Origin of the sequence: Leucobacter celer subsp. astrifaciens, from assembly GCF_001273835.1 — a bacterium.
Classification (GTDB): Bacteria; Actinomycetota; Actinomycetes; order Actinomycetales; family Microbacteriaceae; genus Leucobacter; species Leucobacter celer.
Window position 1 is genome coordinate 251,329 of the sequence record NZ_JHEI01000135.1, and the last position, 19,925, is coordinate 271,253.

At 69.9% G+C, this 19,925-nt stretch carries 22 protein-coding genes; 8 read left to right on the forward strand and 14 right to left on the reverse strand.

What is annotated here, in order from left to right:
• Nucleotides 1-166 precede the first annotated feature (166 nt).
• On the forward strand, nt 167-544 hold the full coding sequence (locus AMS65_RS07665) for a DUF1844 domain-containing protein (RefSeq protein ID WP_053383561.1): 378 nt from the start codon (nt 167-169) through the stop codon (nt 542-544).
• Between the two features lie 259 nt (nt 545-803).
• Here the strand turns inward: AMS65_RS07665 and AMS65_RS07670 are convergent, their stop codons facing one another.
• Nucleotides 804-1,859 carry an aldo/keto reductase gene (locus AMS65_RS07670; protein ID WP_053383562.1) on the reverse strand — a complete coding sequence of 352 codons (1,056 nt, stop codon included), beginning with the start codon at nt 1,857-1,859 and terminating at the stop codon, nt 804-806.
• Nucleotides 1,860-1,931: 72 nt separating this feature from the next.
• A complete protein-coding gene (locus tag AMS65_RS07675; protein ID WP_053383563.1) occupies nt 1,932-2,366 on the reverse strand; it encodes an Lrp/AsnC family transcriptional regulator in 435 nt (144 codons plus the stop codon).
• 79 nt (nt 2,367-2,445) lie between these two features.
• Between AMS65_RS07675 and AMS65_RS07680 the strand changes: the two genes are divergently transcribed.
• Both AMS65_RS07680 and AMS65_RS07685 read left to right on the forward strand, forming a co-directional pair.
• Nucleotides 2,446-3,270 (forward strand): AzlC family ABC transporter permease, encoded by an 825-nt coding sequence (locus AMS65_RS07680; RefSeq protein ID WP_206541977.1) that lies wholly within the window; start codon nt 2,446-2,448, stop codon nt 3,268-3,270.
• The gene (locus AMS65_RS07685) at nt 3,267-3,599 is read left to right on the forward strand and encodes a branched-chain amino acid transporter permease (protein WP_053383564.1); all 333 of its coding nucleotides are present in this window, start codon (nt 3,267-3,269) and stop codon (nt 3,597-3,599) included. The genes AMS65_RS07680 and AMS65_RS07685 overlap by 4 nt, the downstream gene beginning before the upstream one ends.
• Before the next feature lie 48 nt (nt 3,600-3,647).
• Here AMS65_RS07685 and AMS65_RS19390 read toward each other — a convergent pair whose 3' ends face one another.
• From AMS65_RS19390 to AMS65_RS07715, 7 genes are all read right to left on the reverse strand, one after another.
• Entirely contained in the window at nt 3,648-3,821 is a 174-nt protein-coding gene (locus tag AMS65_RS19390) for a methionine/alanine import family NSS transporter small subunit (RefSeq protein WP_075200903.1), read from the reverse strand.
• Entirely contained in the window at nt 3,818-5,422 is a 1,605-nt protein-coding gene (locus tag AMS65_RS07690) for a sodium-dependent transporter (protein ID WP_053383565.1), read from the reverse strand. Before AMS65_RS07690 ends, AMS65_RS19390 begins: the two co-directional genes overlap by 4 nt.
• 65 nt (nt 5,423-5,487) lie before the next feature.
• A complete protein-coding gene (locus AMS65_RS07695; RefSeq protein ID WP_053383566.1) occupies nt 5,488-6,369 on the reverse strand; it encodes an SseB family protein in 882 nt (293 codons plus the stop codon).
• 15 nt (nt 6,370-6,384) lie between these two features.
• Complete coding sequence (gene priA / locus AMS65_RS07700; protein WP_053383567.1) at nt 6,385-7,131, reverse strand: bifunctional 1-(5-phosphoribosyl)-5-((5-phosphoribosylamino)methylideneamino)imidazole-4-carboxamide isomerase/phosphoribosylanthranilate isomerase PriA; 747 nt, start codon at nt 7,129-7,131, stop codon at nt 6,385-6,387.
• 88 nt (nt 7,132-7,219) lie between these two features.
• Nucleotides 7,220-7,945 carry an imidazole glycerol phosphate synthase subunit HisH gene (gene hisH / locus AMS65_RS07705; RefSeq protein WP_053383568.1) on the reverse strand — a complete coding sequence of 242 codons (726 nt, stop codon included), beginning with the start codon at nt 7,943-7,945 and terminating at the stop codon, nt 7,220-7,222.
• On the reverse strand, nt 7,942-8,550 hold the full coding sequence (gene hisB / locus AMS65_RS07710) for an imidazoleglycerol-phosphate dehydratase HisB (protein ID WP_053383569.1): 609 nt from the start codon (nt 8,548-8,550) through the stop codon (nt 7,942-7,944). The genes hisH and hisB overlap by 4 nt, the downstream gene beginning before the upstream one ends.
• Before the next feature lie 43 nt (nt 8,551-8,593).
• Nucleotides 8,594-9,673, reverse strand: a complete 1,080-nt coding sequence (locus tag AMS65_RS07715; protein WP_053383570.1) for a histidinol-phosphate transaminase — start codon at nt 9,671-9,673, stop codon at nt 8,594-8,596.
• A 28-nt stretch (nt 9,674-9,701) separates the two neighbouring features.
• On the opposite strand from AMS65_RS07715, the gene AMS65_RS07720 reads away from it, so the two are divergent.
• On the forward strand, nt 9,702-10,355 hold the full coding sequence (locus tag AMS65_RS07720; RefSeq protein WP_075200904.1) for a response regulator transcription factor: 654 nt from the start codon (nt 9,702-9,704) through the stop codon (nt 10,353-10,355).
• Nucleotides 10,356-10,453: 98 nt separating this feature from the next.
• On the opposite strand, the gene AMS65_RS07725 is transcribed toward AMS65_RS07720, so the two are convergent.
• Complete coding sequence (locus tag AMS65_RS07725) at nt 10,454-11,089, reverse strand: flavodoxin family protein (RefSeq protein ID WP_053383571.1); 636 nt, start codon at nt 11,087-11,089, stop codon at nt 10,454-10,456.
• Between the two features lie 244 nt (nt 11,090-11,333).
• Here AMS65_RS07725 and AMS65_RS07730 point away from each other — a divergent pair, with 244 nt between their 5' ends.
• Nucleotides 11,334-11,672, forward strand: coding sequence for a DUF7882 family protein (locus AMS65_RS07730; RefSeq protein WP_075200905.1), 339 nt, complete (start codon nt 11,334-11,336; stop codon nt 11,670-11,672).
• A gap of 120 nt (nt 11,673-11,792) precedes the next feature.
• Here AMS65_RS07730 and AMS65_RS07735 read toward each other — a convergent pair whose 3' ends face one another.
• Nucleotides 11,793-12,266, reverse strand: a complete 474-nt coding sequence (locus tag AMS65_RS07735) for a LysM peptidoglycan-binding domain-containing protein (protein ID WP_083451554.1) — start codon at nt 12,264-12,266, stop codon at nt 11,793-11,795.
• Between the two features lie 253 nt (nt 12,267-12,519).
• Between AMS65_RS07735 and lexA the strand changes: the two genes are divergently transcribed.
• The 3 genes from lexA to lipA all read left to right on the forward strand — a co-directional run bounded on the left by lexA (nt 12,520) and on the right by lipA (nt 15,021).
• On the forward strand, nt 12,520-13,185 hold the full coding sequence (gene lexA, locus AMS65_RS07740) for a transcriptional repressor LexA (protein ID WP_053383573.1): 666 nt from the start codon (nt 12,520-12,522) through the stop codon (nt 13,183-13,185).
• Nucleotides 13,186-13,291: 106 nt separating this feature from the next.
• On the forward strand, nt 13,292-14,005 hold the full coding sequence (gene lipB, locus AMS65_RS07745; protein WP_083451555.1) for a lipoyl(octanoyl) transferase LipB: 714 nt from the start codon (nt 13,292-13,294) through the stop codon (nt 14,003-14,005).
• Nucleotides 14,002-15,021 (forward strand): lipoyl synthase, encoded by a 1,020-nt coding sequence (lipA, locus tag AMS65_RS07750; RefSeq protein WP_193787012.1) that lies wholly within the window; start codon nt 14,002-14,004, stop codon nt 15,019-15,021. Before lipB ends, lipA begins: the two co-directional genes overlap by 4 nt.
• A 282-nt stretch (nt 15,022-15,303) precedes the next feature.
• On the opposite strand, the gene AMS65_RS07755 is transcribed toward lipA, so the two are convergent.
• The 3 genes from AMS65_RS07755 to metE are packed head-to-tail and all read right to left on the reverse strand — an operon-like array spanning nt 15,304 to nt 19,858.
• The gene (locus AMS65_RS07755) at nt 15,304-16,209 is read right to left on the reverse strand and encodes a methylenetetrahydrofolate reductase (RefSeq protein WP_053383574.1); all 906 of its coding nucleotides are present in this window, start codon (nt 16,207-16,209) and stop codon (nt 15,304-15,306) included.
• On the reverse strand, nt 16,206-17,510 hold the full coding sequence (locus tag AMS65_RS07760; RefSeq protein WP_241489376.1) for a uroporphyrinogen decarboxylase/cobalamine-independent methonine synthase family protein: 1,305 nt from the start codon (nt 17,508-17,510) through the stop codon (nt 16,206-16,208). The genes AMS65_RS07755 and AMS65_RS07760 overlap by 4 nt, the downstream gene beginning before the upstream one ends.
• Nucleotides 17,507-19,858: a 5-methyltetrahydropteroyltriglutamate--homocysteine S-methyltransferase gene (gene metE, locus AMS65_RS07765; protein WP_053383575.1), complete on the reverse strand. Its 2,352-nt coding sequence runs from the start codon at nt 19,856-19,858 to the stop codon at nt 17,507-17,509. Before metE ends, AMS65_RS07760 begins: the two co-directional genes overlap by 4 nt.
• Nucleotides 19,859-19,925: the final 67 nt, after the last annotated feature.

The window sequence follows — 19,925 nt, forward strand, 5'->3', positions numbered from 1 at the left end:
ACGCGCTGCCCGCACCCTTCAGCTGTCGCGTGAACGACGGGGTGCCAACTACCCGGTAACCTAGTAGGCGGTGCCGGGTGGGAGTATCTCCTCTTCCGCATCTCGGCGAGACGCCGAGAACCACAGATCATCTTAGCACACATACGATCCAGACAGTCAGGACACCATGAGCGAGAATCCGCAGCACGACGCGTCGACCACGGAGAGCGAAGCGGATGTCGCCGCTCAGGCTGCGCGCGACATCGCCGAGGTCCCCGCGGTCGAGATCATCACCGCCGCGGCGGTGAACCTGCTCAGCGCTGCCGCGATCAAGTGCGGACTCTCCGACGCCCCCGAGAACGAGACCGATCTGGATGAGGCGCGCAAGCTCATCAACGCGCTCGCCGGCCTCATCACCGCCGGCGCCCCGGAGATCAGCGACTCGCACGCACGCCCGCTGCGCGACGGGCTGCGCTCCGTGCAGCTGGCGTTCCGCGAGGCCTCCGCGATCCCCGACGAGCCGGGAAAGGGGCCCGGCGAGAAGTACACCGGATCCGTGATCTGACGACCAGCCACGACTCGGCGATCGACGCCGCGGCGGTCCTCCTGCACGCCGTCGCAGGGTGACCGCCGTCGCCCGGTCCGGGGTCCGGACCCGGGCAGGATTTCGACTCGCTGCGCTCGCTCACTCAGCGGGGAGCACTCCCGCCGGTTGAGCGAAGCGCAGCGGAGTCGAAACCCGGAGCCTCGATTCCCCGCCGCGAGCGCCCCTGCCCCGCCCGTCAGCGGCTGACTCGCTGCGCTCCTCACTCAGCGGCGCCGCCTCACCCGAGCAGCGGCACCTCACCGCCCTGGCGCGCATCGCGCCACAGATCCACGTCGGCGTCCGCGCGACCCAGCAGCTCGTCGATCGCGGCGAGCTCACCCGCTTCGAAATCGAGCCGCTCCAGCGCGCGCCAGTTCTCGTCGAGCTGCGAGAGGCGACTCGCCCCGGCCACGAGGCTCGTCACCCGAGAATCGCGCAGCGCCCACGCGAGCGCCATCTGGGCAAGGCTCTGCCCGCGCCCGGCCGCGATCTCGGCGAGTCCGCGCAGGCTCTCGCGCAGCTCGTCGGTGAGCGCCGACGAGGAGAAGCTGCCGGGGCTCGCGGCGCGCGATCCCTCGGGCACCCCCTCGAGATACTTGTCGGTGAGCATGCCCTGAGCGAGCGCGGTGAAGCCGATCACTCCGAAGCCCTCCTCCGCCGCGGCGTCGAGCAGGCCCTCCTCCTCGACCCACCGGTTCAGCATGCTGTAGGAGGGCTGGTGGATCGTGACCGGCGTGCCGAGCTGCCGCAGCAGTCCGGCGAGTTCACGGCTCGCGGCAGCGGAGTAGGAGGACATGCCGACGTAGTCGGCGCGGCCGGAGCGCACGATGTGGTCGAGCGCGGCTGCGGTCTCCTCGAGCGGCGTGCGGGGATCGGGCCGGTGCGTGTAGAAGATGTCGACGCGCTCGACGCCGAGCCGCTCCAGCGAGCGGTCGAGACTCGCCACCAGGTGCTTGCGACTGGCGCCCGCACCGTGCGGGCCCGGCCACATTTCCCAACCGGCCTTCGTCGAGATGACGAGCTCGTCGCGGTGCGCCGCGAGGTCGCTCTGCAGGATCCGCCCGAAGTTGCGCTCGGCCGCCCCGTACGGCGGACCGTAGTTGTTGGCGAGATCGAAGTGGAAGATCCCCCGTTCGAAGGCGCCCAGCACCAGTTCGCGCTGGGTCGCGTGCGGCCGGTCGTCCCCGAAGTTCTGCCACAGTCCGAGCGAGAGGAGCGGAAGATGCAGACCGCTCCTCCCGACGCGGCGCACGGCGGTGCGGTCATAGCGGGAGGTCTCGTCGTCGAAGCTCATGGTCCCCGATCGTAGCGCCTCTCGCGGCTCCCGGTCCGGTCCGGCACGCCCAGTCGGAGCGCGCGGAGGGGTCTACCCCTTCAGATTCTTCATCGCGAAGTGCGAGCTCACCTTCCCGACTCCTCGCACCGGCATGATCCGCTGGGTCAGGAACTCCTCGTAGGCGGGCAGGTCCGCTGCGGCGACCCGCAGGAAGTAGTCGGGTGTGCCGAAGAGCCGTTTGAACTCGACCACCTCGTCGTACTCGGCCACCTCGCGCTCGAAGGTCTCGACCACCGACGCCTCCTGCGTGGCGAGGTCGACGTGCAGGATCACCTCGAATCCCCGCCCCGTCGCGACCGGATCGACGACCGCGCGGTATCCGCGGATCACTCCGCTCGCCTCGAGCCGCTGCACGCGCCGCAGACACGGTCCGGGAGTCAGGCCGACTCGGGCCGCGAGATCGACGTTGGTCAGTCGCCCCTCCCGCTCGAGCTCATCGATAATTGCGCGATCCAGGCTATCCATGCATATATCTTGCAGCAAACCCCTGGAACCCGGCCATATGAGCACCCACATTGCGCACGCGATGCGGCAGGATGGTCACATGCCCGCTTCTGCTCCGCCTCCAGCCGGCGCTGCGGAAGCGCCCCGGAGCGCACAGGTACGCGAGGGACTCGCCGACTCCCTGGGGGTCGGGATCGGGATCTTCCCCCTCGGTGTGGCGCTGGGCATGCTCGTGGTGCAGGCCGGCCTGCCGTGGTGGCTCGCCCCCGCGCTCTCGATCGGCGTCTTCGCGGGCTCGGTCGAGCTGCTCCTGGTGAGCATGCTGGCGTCGGCGGCCCCGCTGCTCACCATCGCGGCGACGGTGTTCGCACTCAACTTCCGCCACGTCTTCTACGCCTTCTCCTTCCCCCTGGCGCGGGTGCGGCCGGGTCTCCCCCGCGCCTACTCCGTGTACGCGCTCATCGACGAGGCCTACGCGACCTACGCGCTGCTGCCGGCCGAGAAGCTGAGCTCGGCCAGGATCGTGACCGGACAGCTCGCCATGCAGGCCTACTGGGTCGGCGGCGGACTCCTGGGCGTGGCGATCGCCGCGGCCCTGCCCGAACCCATCGAGGGCTTCGAGTTCGCGCTCTACTCGCTCTTCATCGTCATGACGCTCGACGCGGCGCGCAGCCGCCGGGAGATCCCGTCGATCCTGCTCGCGGGTCTCGCCATGACCGTCGCGATCCTCGTCGCCCCTGGCTCAGCCCTGCTGGTCGGGCTCGCACTCTTCACCGGGCTGCTCGTGCTCCGGTATCTGTGGACCCGGCGCACTGCCGAGCGCGGCGGGGCGGCGCCGGGCGAAGCACTGCGGGAGGCACCGCAGCGCGAGGCGACGCAGGGCGACACCCCGCGGAACGACACCCCGAGCGGAGAAGGACGATGACCGAGGCGACGCTCTGGTATCTGATCGCCGCGATCGCGATCAGCGGACTCATCACGCTCGGTCTGCGCGCGCTCCCCTTCGCGATCCTCAAGCCGCTGCGCAAGTCGAAACTGGTGCAGAAGCTCGGGCTCTGGATGCCGGCGGGCCTGCTGCTGATCCTCGTGATCACAGTGCTGCGAGACGAGATCATCGCCCGGCCGGGTGAGATCTGGGCCATCGCGGCGGCCTCGGTCGTCACCGTCGTCGTGCACCTCACGTGCAAGCGACGCGCGCTGCTCAGCATCGCCGCCGGAACAGCCTGCTACGTGGTGCTGCTCAATCTCGTCTGAGGCCCCTGACTCGATGGCTGTCCCGCTCCCGGGCGGCGGTCCTGCCCGTCACGTGTCTTTGATCGGCGGCAGGTCGTAGACCTCCTCGCCGAGAAGGTCATCCCCTCCCTGCGGGTAGTCCGTGATCTCCGGGCGCCGGCCGAGGAACACCGCGCTCGCGATGAGGCCGCCCCAGACGATCACGGTCGAAATCACGAGAAACAGGATCGCCACCGGGGTCATCGTGCACCTCCTTCGAGGTCATCCCGCATCGGGGTCGCGCGCGAGACCGTTCTTCCCGCTCGGTCGAGAGGCGGCCAGGGGGTGAAGGCAAGAGGGTCGGTCCGCCACGGCAGCGCCGTGAGCACAATGGATCCGACGATCATCAGCAGCACCGAGCCCCAGCCGACGATCAGCAGATACCCCGTGTCGTACCCGCCGTACGGGGTGGAGATCAGGTCGATCACCGTCGCCACGAGCATGTATCCGAGCACCACGGGCCCGAGCACGGTGACCAGGATGAGCCAGAGCCGGCCGACCTTGAACGTCGAGAGCGAGCTGAGATGCCCGCTCAGCTCGCGACCCGCGCGCCGGATCCAGAGCACCGTGATGCTCATGACGACCGCGGATGCGACGATGCCGATGTTGTTCGCCCAGTTGTCGATCGTGTCGAGCGCGGTGAGCCCCGATGTCGTGCCGAACAGCAGCAACGAGATCAGCGCGAGCGCCCCGCCCAGTCCGTACGCGGCCGTCTTGCGACGGAGACCGAACTTGTCGATCACTCCGGCGAACACCACCTCGAGGATCGAGATCAGAGATGTCAGCGCGGCCAGCGTCAGCGACCCGAAGAAGAGCGCCCCGAAGAACGGTCCGCCTGGCATCTCCGCGACGATCGCGGGGAAGGTCATGAAGGCGAGACCCACGCCGGTCAGTCCTTCGAGATCACCGACCGCGACCCCCTGCTGGAAGGCGAAGAACCCCAGCGTCGCGAATACCCCGATGCCCGCGAGGATCTCGAACGAGGAGTTCGCGAACGCCACCACAAGCCCGGGTGTCGTCATGTTCGACCGCCGCTTGCGGTATGAGGCGTAGGTCATCATGATGCCGAAGGCGACCGAGAGCGAGAAGAAGATCTGGCTGTAGGCCGCCACCCAGACGCCGGGGTTGGCGAGCGCCGCGAAGTCGGGAGTGAACAGCGCGTTGACACCATCCGCCGCGCCGGGCAGGAAGAGCGCGCGGATCACGAGGGCGAGGAAGCCCACGACCAGCAGCGGCATGGCGATCATGTTGGCCCGCTGCACGCCCTTCACGACGCCGGCGCCCAGAACCACCAGGGTGATCAACCACATCAGCACGAGCGAGATCAGCACGCCCGGCACGAAGTCCAGCGTGAACGATGCGTCCGACACGCGCAGGTAGTCGCCGACGAAGAAGCCCGTCGCGTCGTCGCCCCACCGCAGATCGAATGAGAACACGAAGTAGCTCGCCGCCCAGGCGAGCACCGCCGTGTAGTAGATCGCGATGAACACGCAGATCATCACCTGGAACCAGCCGATCCCCTCGCCGAGCCGACCCGCCAGGCGCCGCAGCGCGAGCGGGGCGGAGCCGCGGAAGCGGTGCCCGATGGCGTAGTCGAGGAAGAGGATCGGGATGCCCGCGGTGAGCAGCGCCACGATGTACGGGATGAGGAACGCGCCTCCCCCGTTCTCGTAGGCGACGCCGGGGAAGCGCCAGATGTTGCCGAGGCCGACGGCGGATCCGATCGCCGAGACGATGAACCCGATCTGGCCGGTCCACTCCGCGCGCGGCTGGGGCGCGGACGACACGGTCGCGCTCTGGGTCATGGAACGGGCTCCTTATCTCGCTATCGCCGGGACGCGTACGCGAGCGTAGCAGCTTCCTCCGACGCTCAGGCGGCGACGGGACGCACCCGCAGGGAGTCGACGCGCCCGGCGATGGTCGCGTCGACGGCCCAGCTTTGCTGCGCCGCGGTGACGAGCTCCTGCAACGACTCCCGGTCCAGGCCCGGCACGAGCCCCAGGACGACGTCGGTCTCGGGGGCGAGCAGGCGCGCTTCGGGATCCCCCGGCGCGAGTGTGATCCGGGCGATCCGAGGATCCCCCGAGACCGATGCGCGGAACGCGGCGATGACTTCCGGGTCCGCCCAGGCCGGCAGTACGCTCTCCCCCAGCGCCATCGCCTCGAGCTGGGTGCGGCGCACCCCGAACTCTCGCTCGGGGGTGCCCGGGTCTACGATGATGAGGTCCGTCTGCTCCTGTGCCGCCGCGAGTGCCGCCTGCGGGCCGGGCACGGGGATGGGACGGGCCTCCGGGTTCCAGGCTCGCATCGTCTCGACCGAGCTGAACACGGGCATCACGCGGCGTCCGTCGGGAGCCGCCACCGTGACGATCGAGAGCTCCTGCGACTTCTCGACCACCCGACCCTCGGGGGTGAGGCCCGTGTCGCCCGCCTCGGCGAGCAGGGGGATCAGCACCCGGCAGCCGGAGAGGGCGAGGATCGCCTGCGCGTGGGCCTCGGCGAGACGCGAGAGCTCCTCGCCGCCATCGGCCGGGCCGAGCCGCCCGGCGGACTCGCGCACCGCGGCGACCGCCGCCGCGAACTCGGGCGGCGTCGCTCCGTCATCGCCGGCGAACGCGGTGCCGTGGTGGTCGAAGCTGCGGCCGGCCCACGGGAACCCCGCGGAGTCGACGGAGCCGCCCGCGACCAGGCTCTCGGGCACACCCGTCGAGCGAGGGGCGTCGCCGGTGGATGGGAGACGTTTGATGGCCATGAAGAGGTTCGGAGCCTACCTGCCGGCGACGTCGAGCGCGGCCGGCAGGGTGAAGGCGCCGTCGTAGAGCGCCTTGCCGACGATCGCCCCTTCGACGCCCAGCGGCACGATCTCGCGCAGCGCGGCCAGGTCGTCGAGACTCGACACCCCGCCCGAGGCGATCACGGGCCGCTCGGTGCGCGCGCAGACGCCCTTGAGCAGTTCGATGTTGGGGCCGCGCAGCGTGCCGTCCTTCGTGACATCGGTCACCACGTAGCGGGGGCAGTTCGCGTCCTCGAGGCGTTCGAGCACCTCCCAGATGTTGCCGCCCTCCTCGGTCCAGCCGCGAGCGGCGAGGGTCTCGCCGCGCACGTCCAGGCCGACGGCGATCTGCTCGCCGTAGCGCGCGATCACCGCACGGGTCCACTCGGGGTTCTCGAGGGCGGCGGTGCCGAGGTTGACGCGGCGCGCGCCCATCTCGAGCGCCGCCTCGAGGCTCGCGTCGTCGCGGATGCCGCCCGAGAACTCGATGTTCACGTCTCCCGCGCGCTTGATGATCTTGCGCGCCACGGCGACGTTGCTGCCGCGGCCGAACGCGGCGTCGAGGTCGACGAGGTGGATCCACTCGGCGCCCTGCTCGATCCAGTCGAGCGCGGCATCGACCGGGCTGCCGTAGTTGGTCTCGGTACCCGCCTCGCCCTGCGTGAGGCGGACGGCCTTGCCGTCCACCATGTCGATGGCCGGCAGCAGCTGCAGCTTGGGGCCGTGCGCGAGCTCACTCATGTCTACGGTCTCCTTCAGTGTCGGGGTTGCGAATGCGGAAAGCGCGTCTGTCGGCTCGGGATCGTCGCTGACGCCCGGGTGACGCGAGCTAGAGGGTGGAGATCCAGTTGCGCAGCAGCTGGATGCCGGCGTCGCCGGACTTCTCGGGATGGAACTGAGTGGCGCTGAGCGGCCCGTTCTCGACGGCGGCGACGAAGCGCTCGCCGTGCTCCGCCCAGGTGACGACCGGACTCGTAGCCCCGACCGGCGCTGCGGCGCCAGCAGGATCCGAGCGGAGACGCTCCGCGTTTCCGCCTGATCGGGTCCTGCCCTCGAGCGTCCAGTCGGTCGCGGCGTAGCTGTGCACGAAGTAGAAGCGCTCGTCGGCGATGCCGCGGAAGAGCACGGAGTTCTCGGGCGCCTCGACCGTGTTCCAGCCCATGTGCGGCAGCACGGGCGCGCGCAGTTCGCGCACGGTTCCCGGCCACTGCCCGAGGCCCTCGGTCTCGACGCCGCGCTCCACGCCGCGCTCGAACATCACCTGCTCGCCGACGCAGATGCCCAGCACGGGTCGCCCGCCCGCGAGTCGACGATCGATCAGCTCGTCCCCGCGCACGGCGCGCAACTGCTGCATCACCGCGTCGAAGGCGCCCACACCGGGCACGAGCAGGCCGTCGGCCTCGGCGACGGCCCGGGGGTCTCGGGTCAGTTCGACCTCGGCGCCCGCCTGCGCGAGCGCCTTCACTGCGGAGTGCACATTGCCCGACCCGTAGTCGAGGACGACGACGCGCTTGCGCGGCGACTCATCAGCACCGACGACGCGCTTCGCGGTCACAGAGCGCCCTTCGTGGACGGGATGCCCGAGACGAGCGGATCCTTCGCCTTGGCCTGACGGAGCGCACGCGCGAACGCCTTGAACTCGGCCTCGGCGATGTGGTGCGGATCCCGCCCCTCGACCAGCTCGAGATGCACCGTGAGACGCGCGTTGAGCACGAGCGCCTCGAAGAAGTGCCGCACCATCGACCCGGTGAAGTGCCCGCCGATGAGGTGGAACTCGAAGCCTGCCGGCTCGCCCGAGTGCACCAGGTAGGGGCGGCCCGAGATGTCGATGACCGCCTGCGCGAGCGCCTCGTCGAGCGGCACGAACGCATCGCCGTAGCGGGAGATGCCGCTCTTGTCGCCGAGCGCCTCGAGGATCGCCTGCCCCAGCAGTATCCCCGTGTCCTCGACGGTGTGGTGCACGTCGATGTGCACGTCGCCCGTTGCGCGCACCGTGAGATCGGTGAGCGAGTGCCGCGCGAGCGCCGTAAGCATGTGATCGAAGAACGGCACACCGGTGTCGATGTCGGACTCGCCGGTACCGTCGAGGTCGAGACTCAGGCTGATCTGCGACTCGCTCGTCGAGCGTTCGAGCGAGGCGGTGCGTGGGAGAGCGGTCATATGCTCGATTCTATCGGGCTTCGGTGCGGATCCCCTGCCTGGCTCAGCCCGCGGGAGTGAGCGCCGCGATCGCATCGATGACGGCGGTGGTCTCCGACTCCGTGCCAGCGGTGATACGCAGGTGCCCCGGGATCCCGAGGTTGCGGATGAGGATGCCCTGCGCGCGCAGCGCATCGAAGACGGCGTCGGGATCGGAGAAGCCGCCGACCAGCAGGAAGTTGGCGCCGGAGGGGTGCACGTCGTAGCCGAGGTCGGTGAGCGCCGCCGCGAGACGATCGCGCTGGGACCGGATGTCGGCGACGGTGGCCAGCATCTCGTCGGCGTGCCGGATCGCTGCGGTCGCCGCGGCCTGCGTCAGCGCCGACAGGTGATACGGCAGGCGCACGAGACGCAGCGCATCGACCACGGCGGGATCGGCCGCGAGATAGCCGAGGCGCACGCCGGCGAAGGCGAAGGCCTTGCTCATCGTGCGCGAGACCAGCAGCCGGTGACGGCCGGGCAGCAGCGTCACGGCGCTCTCCCGCTCGGCGTCGAACTCCTGGTAGGCCTCGTCCACGATCAGAATGCCGTCGAAGGCGTCGTAGGCGGCGAGGATCACGTCGCGATCGAGCGGGGTGCCCGTGGGGTTGTTGGGGCCGCACAGGATCGCGATATCGGGGCTGTGCTCACGCAGCGCCCCGACGACGAGCTCCGGCGTGAGCGCGTAGTCCGCGGGACGCGGGACGGCGATCCAATCGGTGTCGGTGCCCGATGCCAGGAGCGGGTACATGGAGTAGGTCGGGGTGAAGCTGAGCAGCGAGCGCCCCGGCCCTCCGAACGCCTGCAGGATCTGTTGCAGCACCTCGTTCGAGCCGTTCGCGGCCCAGAGCTGCTCGGCCGAGAGACCGTGACCGAGGTAGCCCGCGAGTGCCCCGCGCAGCCCCATGAACTCGCGATCCGGGTATCGGTTGACCCCGTGCACGGCCTGGGCGAGCGACTCGACGATGTCCGCGACGACGCTCTCCGGGATGGGGTGCGTGTTCTCGTTGACGTTGAGGCTCACCGGCACGGGATCCTGGGGAGCGCCGTAGGGCTGCTTGCCGACGAGATTGGCGCGGAGGGGCAGGTCGCTCAGGCTGGTCACCAGGACAGTCTATTGCGATACTGAGGCTGTGACTCCTCAGCCCCTGCGCATACGCCTGCTCAACGACTACGAGCTCGTGGTCATGGGGTTGCGCACCATTCTGGAACCGTTCGCCTCACGGGTCGAAGTGGTCGAGGCCGATGTGCGCGACACCGCCGACCGCCGGGTCGATCTCACGCTCTACGACACCTTCGGACGGCCTCCGACAGGTCGGGACGGCGTCGGCGAGGTCGTCGCCGATCCCCGATCGGGCGCCGTGGCGGTGTACACCTGGAACATGCACGAGACCCTCGTCGCGCGAGCGCTGGACAGCGGCTGCCGCGGCTATCTCGACAAGTCGCTGAGCGCCGCCGAGCTGGTCGGCTGCCTCGAGCGGATCTGCGCCGGGGAGATCGTCACCTCCCCGACACGCGATCGCCCTGCCGAGGAGACCGCGGTGTCGAAGGGCGCATGGCCGGGCCAGCGAGAGGGCCTCAGCGCCCGGGAGGCGGAGGTCATCGCGCTGATCACGCAGGGACTGACCAATCCCGAGATCGCCGGGTTGAGCTACATCACGCTCAACTCGCTCAAGTCCTACATCCGCTCGGCCTATCGCAAGATGGGTGTCGAGCGCCGCTCGCAAGCCGTCCGCTGGGGTATCGAGCACGGCATGCTGCCCGCGGAAGCGCCCCGGGATTCCTAAGAGGCTCCGCCAATAGGCAGCCGGTTGAGCGAACGAAGTGAGTCGAAACCCTTGATTTCGACTCGCCCACGGCTCGCTCAATCAGCGGATACGAAGGCCTATTGGCGGAACCTCTCAGCCGGATAGGGCTCTGCCCGGAGCAGGCGGGCGAGATGGGCGGCATTCGCGGCCGCCGTCGCCGTCGCCCTCGAAACCGGCTCCGGGATCGAATCGAGTTGCCGATAGTCGATCTTCTGCATGGCTTCGCCGTTCCAGTACACCGAGGCCTGCGCCGGAATGGTGAAGCCGACGTCTCCGAGCGCCTGGCTGAGGACGGCGGAGATGTGGTGCGCGCCGTCCTCATTGCCGACGATGACCGGGATGGCGACCTTGTCGAACAGAGTGGGCCTGCCGTCGGCGTCCGTTTCGCCCAGTTCGGCGTCGAGCCGCTCGAGCACCCGCTGCGCGACGCTCGACTGCTGGCCCAGCCAGGTCGGGGTGACGAACACGAGGATGTCGGCGTCGAGCACGGCCTCTCTGATCGGCGGCCACGCATCGCCCTCTCCCATATCGGCCAGCACTCCGGGAAGGATGCGATGGTCCACCGCACGCAGGGTGTCTCCCCTCACACCGTGCCGCTCGAGGGCGGCCAGGACCTGGCCGCCGAGCACGTCGCCGCTCGACGATTCGGGCGCGGGCTTGAGCGTGCAGTTGATCGTGAGCGCCCTCAACGGTGTATCCGCAGAGGTATCCATGACCTCCACGCTAGACGGACGCGCAATGGGCGATCAGGGGGTTTCGCTTTCGGGCTCTCGACGCTAGGACCGGCTGAGTCCGCCTGCTGCCGGTCGGAAGCGGGCGAATTGTAGAGGGATCCCGAACGGAAAATTACACCCCTCAGGGTGGGAGGGGTCGTTGCTACCGTGAATTCGCAGGGCAGTCCCTGTTCGCTCATGCCCGTTCGGGCGGGCGGCCGGGATACGACACGAAGGCTCCTCATTGGGAACGCTCCTCTATGGAAAATCGCAGCGATACGAGTTCGAGGATCGAACGCTCGAGCATGTCCGACACGTTATCGCCATGAAGCTGCGCAAGAAGGAGTCGTTCTTCCTGACTTGGAATCCGCGCGACGCCGGAGCGGCTGTCACCGGCTCAGCCGCGACGCTCTCTCTGTGGATATCGCCTGCTTCGCCGATCGCCTTCGAGTTCTCGGGCAGCACCCAAGGGCCCCTGTCGCGAGAGTGGATCGCGGCGCTGACGCGGACGTCCTACGGCAACCGCGGCCTTGTCGTCATCCCCGAGCGCGCAGTGCCTGCCAACCGGACGCCGCCCGGTTGATCCGGCCCAGCCCCTCCGCGAGCGCGAGGCTCCGCAGGTTCGCCACAGCACGGCGCCGCTCGAGGTCAGCCTTCTCCGCGCGGACGGACACCGCGCGGAGCGCGATACCCGCGCGATCGCTCAGATACCCAGCTCGTCAGCGGACACGACCGCAGGGCTCTCGGAGTAGCGCAGCGGAACCGCCAGCGGCTGACCGGCATCGACCCCGGACCCCTCGAGCTGGTTCAGCTGCACGATCTCGGCCACCAGGTCCCGCGGGTCGGCCGAGGGGTCGAGCTCGGTAGCGAGCGACCACAGCGAGGATCCCGGCTGCACGACCGCGTAGGCGAACTGCTGCCCGCCCTCGGCATCGGAGGCGATCGCCTGCGGGGCCCCGAGCGCGGCGATGAACGCCAGCAGACCTGCCACGAGCACGGTTGCGAGGCCGCCGAACACCACACGTCCTCGGCGAGTGAGCCGCAGCTTGACCGTGTCGCCCCCGCCAGCCCGTCCGCCTGCGGTCGCAGTCGCATCGACCGAGCCGCGGCCGATCGCGGAGCCCGCAACCGAAGCGGTCTCGAACGTGCCCTGAACCAGAACCGTCTGCGCATTCATGGTGGTGTCCTTTCTGCTCGACACTCGCCGGCTCCGCCGGGCGAACATCTGTTTCGAATATATCTTCGATAACTCGAAATCGCAAGCAATTCATCGAACACACGTTTCGATCTTTTCCACGACACTCGAACACATGTTTGCCCGTGTTCGAACTCAGCGACTAGGGTTTCGAGCAACGGGATCACTGAATCAGCAACCACTGACATTCACGGATCGCGCCGCCCCAGCACCGCCCGGCCGAGAAAGGACAGCGATGAGCAACGCTGCCGCGCCCCACTCCGCGAAGCCCCTGAGCGAGAAGCAGCAGGCGATCCTGGAATACATCGCACGCTCCGTCGAGAGCCGCGGATATCCACCGAGCATGCGCGAGATCGGCGATGCCGTCGGCCTCTCGTCACTCTCCAGCGTGACCCACCAGCTCAGCCGACTGGAGCTCGGCGGGTACATCCGCCGCGACCCGAACCGGCCCCGCGCCCTCGAGATCCTCGTCGAGCTCTCGGAGACGAGCAGCGCCATCGCCGACTCCCCGACGCAGCAGGTCGAAGAGGCGGCGTACGTACCGCTCGTCGGCCAGATCGCAGCGGGCGTGCCCATCACCGCCGAGCAGCAGGTCGAGGAGATCGTGCCGCTCCCCCGCCAGCTGGTGGGCGACGGACAGCTCTTCATGCTGCGCGTGGTGGGCGATTCGATGATCGACGCCGCCATCTGCGACCGCGATTTCGTGGTGGTGCGCCAGCAGCGCGAGGCGGAGAACGGGGACATCGTCGCCGCGATGCTCGACGGCGAGGCCACGGTCAAGGTGTTCCGTCGACGCGACGGCCACACCTGGCTGCTCCCCCGCAACAGCGCGTTCGAGCCGATCCTCGGAGATCACGCAGAGGTGCTCGGCCGCGTCGTGGCGGTGTTCCGCTCCGTCTGACGAACCGCTCGGAGACAGCACCCGGGGCCGCGGATCCATTCGGATCCGCGGCCCTTCTGCGTGCTCGACTTGATTTGTTGAACCGGGTATAAATAATGTTGAGAGTATGTCGTCCTCACTCACCACGTCTCCTGCCGCGCACGCCGATGGCCACGGCACCGATCGCACCCCCTCTCACGCGGCGCGTTTCGTCACCGCCGGGCTGGCACCCGACTTCGTTCCCTATCCACGAGGACTCGAGTTGCAGCGCGAGGCCGCGCACCGCATCATCGACGACGTGGATAGCGGCACGGTGCTCCTGCTCGAGCACACCCCGGTGTACACCGCGGGCAAGCGGGCCCTTCCCGAGGAGTACCCGCAGGACGGCACCCCGGTCGTGCCGGTCGATCGCGGCGGCAAGGTCACCTGGCACGGACCCGGACAGCTCGTCGTCTATCCGGTGATCCGCCTGCGCGAGCGGCTCAGGGTCGTCGACTTCGTACGCTTGCTCGAGCGCGTCATCGTCGAGACCGCCGCCGAATTCGGCGTCGCGGGATTCCGGATCCCCGGCCGCGCCGGGGTCTGGGCCGAGGCGGGCAATCCAGAGCCGTCGAAGTTCGCCCAGATCGGCATCCACACGAGCAGAGGAATCGTGACGCACGGCCTCGCCGTCAACTGCAACAACGATCTCGCCCCTTTCGCAGGCTTCGTCCCCTGCGGCATCACCGACGCGGGAGTGACGACGCTCTCCGAACTGGCCGGTCGCAGCATCTCGCCGGCCGACATCGCCCCGGTGATATCGGCTCGGCTGGAGATCGCACTCGAGGAGGCCGCCGAGTGAGCGCGCGGATCCTGCCGTCCACCGGGACCCGTCCCGAGCCGGAGGGACGCAAGCTGCTGCGGATCGAGGCCCGCAATGCGGAGACGCCGATCGAGAAGAAGCCGGAGTGGATCAAGACCCGTGCCCGCCTCGGCCCCGAGTATCAAGATGTGCACGCACTCGTGCAGAAGGAGGGCCTGCACACCGTCTGTCAGGAGGCCGGCTGCCCGAACATCTTCGAGTGCTGGGAGGACCGGGAAGCCACCTTCCTGATCGGCGGCTCCATCTGCACGAGACGCTGCGACTTCTGCATGATCACCTCGGGCAAGCCGCTGCCCCTCGACACGGATGAACCGCGCCGTGTCGCGGAGTCGGTGCGCACCATGGGGCTGCGCTATGCGACCATCACCGGGGTCACCCGCGACGATCTCCCCGACACCGGCGCCTGGCTCTACGCCGAGACGATCCGCCAGATCCACGAGCTCAACCCGGGATCGGGCGTCGAGGTACTCGCCGACGATCTCGGCGGCCGTCCCGAGGATCTCGCCCAGGTCTTCGAAGCGGCGCCCGAGGTCTTCGCCCACAACCTCGAGACTGTGCCCCGCATCTTCAAGCGGATCCGCCCGGGCTTCCGCTACGACCGCTCGCTCGGCGTGCTCACGCAGGCCCGCGCGGCCGGCATGATCACCAAGTCGAACCTGATCCTCGGCATGGGCGAGACCCGCGAGGAGATCACGAGCACCATGCGGGAGCTGCGCGACGCCGGGTGCGACATCCTCACGCTCACGCAGTACCTGCGACCGTCGAAGCTGCACCACCCCATCGACCGGTGGGTGCGGCCGGAGGAGTTCGTCGAGCTGAAGGCCGAAGCCGACGCGATGGGGTTCGCCGGCGTGCTCGCGGGTCCGCTCGTGCGCTCCTCCTACCGCGCCGGCAGGCTTTGGGCGCAGACGATGGCGCGCAAGGGTCGGTCCATCCCCGAGGCGCTGCAGCACCTCGCCGACCGGGCGGCGGAGTCCTTCCCGCAGGCGGTGTGAGCCCCGGTCCGTCCTCGCGCGCTCACCCGCACCTCAATCGCGCCCGCACTTCCTCAACGCGTCAGTAGATGTCGGCTCCGCGGCCGTTTGGCGACAACTGCTGGCGCGCGTAGACGGGGCCGAGGGGCGGCGGGCGGGGCGGGGAGCGGGCGGAGCGCGGCAGGCGAACAGAGCGCGGCGGGCGAACGGACGCGGAGCGGACGGGGCAGGGAGCGAACGGGCACCGCGCAGACGGGCGGAGCGGTAGGCGAACGGAGCAGCGGGCCGTGCGACGCAGCCGCCCTACCGCACCGGGTCCGGCGTCAGCAGGTGCAGCTCGCGCAGCACGGCGAGCACCTGCTCGTGCCGATTGAAGGTGTAGAGGTGGATCGACGGCGCACCGCCGGCGAGCAGCTCGCGCGCCAGCTCGACCGTGTGCTCGACGCCGAGCTCGGGCGCATACCCGCCGAGCTCCTCGATCTCCTGCTCGAGCCCCGCGGGGGCCGGGCGGCCGGCGAGGGAGGCGACCTTGCGCAGCTGCGCGCTCGTCGACACCGGCATGAGACCGGGCAGGATCGGGATCCGCAGCCCTGCCGACTGCGCGTCGCTCACGAACGACAGGTACTCCTCGGCCCGGAAGAACAGCTGCGTGATCGCGAACTGCGCCCCGGCCTCCTGCTTCGCGATGAGCCACTCGATGTCCTCGGCCCGCGAGCGTGACAGCGGATGCCCGTTCGGATAGGCCGCGACCGATGTGCGTCCCACGCTCGTGAGCGGCGGCCGCTCCGCACGCGCCTCCGTGATGAGCTCCACGAGCTCGAGCGAGCTGAGCGAACCGGCCACACTCGGGTCGTCCTCCCCCAGCCCCCGAGGCGGGTCACCACGCAGCGCGAGGAAGTCGTGCACGCCCGCGTCCATGATGCCGTGGATCGTCTCGCGCACCGCCTCGCGGCTCTCGCCCACGGTGGTGAGGTGCGCCAGCGGCAGCGCGTCGGTGCGGTCGCGCAGATACTTCAGCAGGTCGAGCGATGCATCCCGGTTCGACCCGTTGGCCCCGTAGGTCACCGAGATGAAATCGGGCTCGGCCGCCGAGAGGTGCTGCACCGCATGCCCGAGCGCGAGCGCGGCCGCGCCGCTGCGGGCGGGGAAGACCTCGAAGGAGAAGCGGGCGCGCGTCGGGGCGCTCCCGGTGAGCAGCACGGCGTTCACGAAACGGCTCCGTTCCTCACCGCGGGCGCCCGCGACGCGGGCTCCCCGGTGGCCCCGTATCCGGCGTAGGAGAGCGGTTCTGCGGGTGCTCCCCCGCCCAGCTCCTCGCTCGCCAGCGCGGTGCCCCGCACACGCGCGGCGATCTTGGCGAAGGCGACGTCGCGCGCGAAGTCGGGCGACCCGTGGCGCGGCTTCTCGTCGATGAGATAGGGCGAGAAGCCGCAGTCATCGGTGGATCCCAGCAGCTCCGCGGGGATGAACCGCGCGGCGCGCACCAGCTGGTCCCGGATCTCCTCGGCGGTCTCGAGCTTCGGGCTCGTCGGCTTCGTGACGCCGAGCAGCACGCGCGGGGCCGAGGCCTCCGAGCGGGCGCGGTGCCGCAGCTGGCGTCCGATCAGCCGGGCCACCCGATCCGGGTCCTTCTCGCTCGCGGCCTGCACGAGGAAGTAGCCCGCCTCGATCTGGAAGAGCTCGGGAATGAGCTCGGCGTAGTCGACGTCGGCGCTGTGGGCGGAATCGTTGTCGTTGCCGGGACAGGTGTGCACCCCGACGGCGGCGCGCTCGGCGGGAGCGAGCCGCTCGAGCACGCGGTTGATGAGCTCGATGAATCCGCCGAGCGCCTCGGGGCCCGCCCAGGGGGCCCGCACGTCGCGGCGCAGCGCGAGCCGGCCCTCGGTGAAATCGATCGTGACGCGGGATGCTCCAGCCTCGAAGCAGCGCCTGATGTCCTCGGCGCAGCCGGACACCACGTCGTCGAGGAACTCCTCGCGCGAGTAATCGCCGAGGCCCTCCGCGGGAACCATGAGCGAGAGCATCGAGGGCGAGATCACGGCCTGCTTGAGCGGAAGCGCCGTGAGGGCGCGCGCCGCCGCGAGGTCGTCAGCGGCCCAGGAGCGGAAACGGAACGGAGCCCGCGCCAGGCTCGGGATCACACGGTGATGCCCGTCGGCGAACACGGCGAACACCGGCCCCTCCTCGACGTCGACGGTATCGCTGCCGGTGCCGAGGGGGTAGCTCGCGAAACTCTGACGCCGCTGTTCGCCGTCGCTGATGATCGGCGAACCGGTCGCGGTCAGCCGCGCGAGCGTGTCGCGCACCGCGCGATCCTGCTCCTCGCGCAGCTCGGCTTGCGATGCGAGCCCGGTCTCGGCGTCGAGCACCACCCGCTGCAGCCGCGCCGGGCGGGGCAGCGAGCCGACCGGCTCGGTGGGGAGTTCGCCGACCGGCCAGGGGCCGGCAACGCCCCCGGGAACGCTTCCCGGGGCCGCGCCGGCCTCCTCGCTCGGGTTCGGGGGCGTCACGCCACCCCCGCGCCGCTCAGCTGGCCCGCACGGACGGCCTGCGCCGCCAGCACGAGGTTGGTGAGGCTCGCCACGGTCTCCTCGTAGCCGCGGGTCTTGAGCCCGCAGTCGGGGTTGACCCACAGCTGCTCGCCCGGGATTCGGGCGGCGGCGATCTTGATGAGCTCGGTCTGCTCCTCGACGCTCGGCACGCGCGGCGAGTGGATGTCGTACACGCCCGGGCCGATCCCGCGCGAGTACCCGTGCTCACCGAGCGGCTCCACCACATCCATGCGGCTGCGCGCCGCCTCGATGCTGGTGACGTCGGCGTCAAGTCCGTCGACCGCGTCGATGATCTCGCCGAACTCCGAGTAGCAGAGGTGCGTGTGGATCTGCACCTCGGGGGCCGCGCCGCTCGTCGCGAGACGGAACGCGCCGACCGACCAGTCGAGGTAGGGCGCCTGGCGCTCGGCATCGAGCGGCAGCAGCTCGCGCAGCGCGGGCTCGTCGACCTGCACGACCTTGATGCCGGCCTCCACGAGGTCGTCGATCTCGTCGCGCAGCGCGAGCGCCACCTGCGATGCGGTGTCGCCGAGGGGCTGGTCGTCGCGCACGAACGACCACGCGAGAATGGTCACGGGCCCCGTCAGCATGCCCTTCACAAGGCGGTCGGTGAGCGACTGCGCGTAGGACGACCACGCGACGGTGATCGGGGCGGGGCGCGAGACGTCGCCCCACAGCAGCGACGGGCGCGTGGCGCGCGTGCCGTACGACTGCACCCAGCCGTGCTCGGTCACCGCGAAGCCGTCGAGGTGCTCGGCGAAGTACTGCACCATGTCGTTGCGCTCGGCCTCGCCGTGCACGAGCACGTCGAGTCCGATCTCCTCCTGCAGGCGGATCACGCGTTCGATCTCCTCGCGCAGGAAGCCGTCGTAGGCCTGCTGGTCGATCTCGCCCTTCGTGAACGCGGCGCGCGCCTTGCGGATCTCCCCGGTCTGCGGGAACGAGCCGATGGTGGTGGTGGCGAGCTGCGGAATGCCGAGCGCGAGCTGCGCCTCCCGGCGCTCCTGCTCGGGCGCGCGGCGCCGGTCCGCCTCCGTCGCCGCGGCGACGCGCTCGCGGATGCCGTCGATGCGCACGCCGGGGGCCGCCGCGCGATCCGCCAGCACCCGATCGACCTCGGCCAGCTCGGCCTCGATCGCGGTTGCGCCCTCGGTGAGGCCGCGGGCCAGGATCGCGGCCTGCTCCACCTTCTGATCGGCGAAGGCCAGCCACGACTTGAGCCGCTCGTCGATCTTCGCCTCGTCGTTCACGTCGTGGGGCACGTGCTGCAGGTTGTTCGAGGTGCCGATCACCGTGTCGATGCCCGCCCGCTGCAGCTGCGCGGCGAGCTCGAACGCCGCGCGCAGGTCGGTGCGCCAGATGTTGCGGCCGTCGACGACGCCCGCGACGAGCTGCGTGCCCTCGAACGCGCGTGCCAGTTCGCCCGAGGCGAGCGCGTCCTGCGGCAGCGCGCCGCGCACCAGGTCGGCCTGCACGGCCTCGACCGGCAGCGCGCCCAGGCGCACGAGTGCACGCGAGGAGTCCCCGTACGGGGCGGTGAGCAGGATCCGCGGCCGCTCCTCGGCCGCGCCCAGCACCGCGTAGGCGCGCTCGACCAGCGCGAGCGCCTCCTCGCGCGAGACCGAGAGCGAGTCCGAGACGAGCGCGGGCTCCTCGAGCTGCACCCACGCCGCACCGGCTCCGGCGAGCGCCGCCAGCAGCTGCGCGTAGACCGCCACCACCTCGTCGAGACGGTCGACGGGTCGGAAGCCCTCTCCCGCCTCGTCCGAGGCCTTGGCGAGCAGCAGATAGGTGACGGGGCCGACGAGCACCGGGCGCGACTCGATGCCCTGATCCTTCGCCTCGGCGATCTGCGCGAGCAGCGCCCCCGCGTTCGCGGCGAGCGGCGTGCGCTCGTCGATCTCCGGCACGCTGTAGTGGTAGTTCGTGTCGAACCACTTCGTCATCTCGAGCGGCTGGTGGTCCTTGTCGCCACGCGCCAGTGCGAAGTAGACGGCCAGGTCGCTCGCGCCGTCGGCCACCACGTCGGCGAATCGGTGCGGGATCGCGCCCAGGGCGAGCGTGGCGTCGAGCACCTGGTCGTAGAAGCTGAAGCTCTCGGGCACAGCGGCACCGGTCGCCGGCAGACCGAGTTCGACCAGGCGGGCGCGGGTCGCCGCCCGCAGCTCGCGAGCGGTCTCGACCAGTTCGGCCTCGCTCGTGCTGCCCTTCCAGAAGGACTCGACGGCGCGCTTGAGCTCACGGCGGCGGCCGAGACGCGGGTAACCGAGGATCGTTGCGTTGGGCAGGGTCGTCGTTGCGGGCATGCGGGTCCTTCGACTCGTGAGCGGGTTGCGGCGTCCGAGGAGCCTCGGGCCAACCTCAAGGTATCCC

Bases quoted from the DNA above. Each gene is read 5' to 3' on its own strand.
- AMS65_RS07665 (WP_053383561.1), top strand. From the start codon at position 167: ATGAGCGAGAATCCGCAGCACGACGCGTCGACCACGGAGAGCGAAGCG.
- AMS65_RS07670 (WP_053383562.1), bottom strand. From the start codon at position 1,859: ATGAGCTTCGACGACGAGACCTCCCGCTATGACCGCACCGCCGTGCGC.
- AMS65_RS07675 (WP_053383563.1), bottom strand. From the start codon at position 2,366: ATGGATAGCCTGGATCGCGCAATTATCGATGAGCTCGAGCGGGAGGGG.
- AMS65_RS07680 (WP_206541977.1), top strand. From the start codon at position 2,446: ATGCCCGCTTCTGCTCCGCCTCCAGCCGGCGCTGCGGAAGCGCCCCGG.
- AMS65_RS07685 (WP_053383564.1), top strand. From the start codon at position 3,267: ATGACCGAGGCGACGCTCTGGTATCTGATCGCCGCGATCGCGATCAGC.
- AMS65_RS19390 (WP_075200903.1), bottom strand. From the start codon at position 3,821: ATGACCCCGGTGGCGATCCTGTTTCTCGTGATTTCGACCGTGATCGTC.
- AMS65_RS07690 (WP_053383565.1), bottom strand. From the start codon at position 5,422: ATGACCCAGAGCGCGACCGTGTCGTCCGCGCCCCAGCCGCGCGCGGAG.
- AMS65_RS07695 (WP_053383566.1), bottom strand. From the start codon at position 6,369: ATGGCCATCAAACGTCTCCCATCCACCGGCGACGCCCCTCGCTCGACG.
- priA (WP_053383567.1), bottom strand. From the start codon at position 7,131: ATGAGTGAGCTCGCGCACGGCCCCAAGCTGCAGCTGCTGCCGGCCATC.
- hisB (WP_053383569.1), bottom strand. From the start codon at position 8,550: ATGACCGCTCTCCCACGCACCGCCTCGCTCGAACGCTCGACGAGCGAG.
- AMS65_RS07725 (WP_053383571.1), bottom strand. From the start codon at position 11,089: ATGGATACCTCTGCGGATACACCGTTGAGGGCGCTCACGATCAACTGC.
- AMS65_RS07735 (WP_083451554.1), bottom strand. From the start codon at position 12,266: ATGAATGCGCAGACGGTTCTGGTTCAGGGCACGTTCGAGACCGCTTCG.
- lexA (WP_053383573.1), top strand. From the start codon at position 12,520: ATGAGCAACGCTGCCGCGCCCCACTCCGCGAAGCCCCTGAGCGAGAAG.
- lipB (WP_083451555.1), top strand. From the start codon at position 13,292: ATGTCGTCCTCACTCACCACGTCTCCTGCCGCGCACGCCGATGGCCAC.
- metE (WP_053383575.1), bottom strand. From the start codon at position 19,858: ATGCCCGCAACGACGACCCTGCCCAACGCAACGATCCTCGGTTACCCG.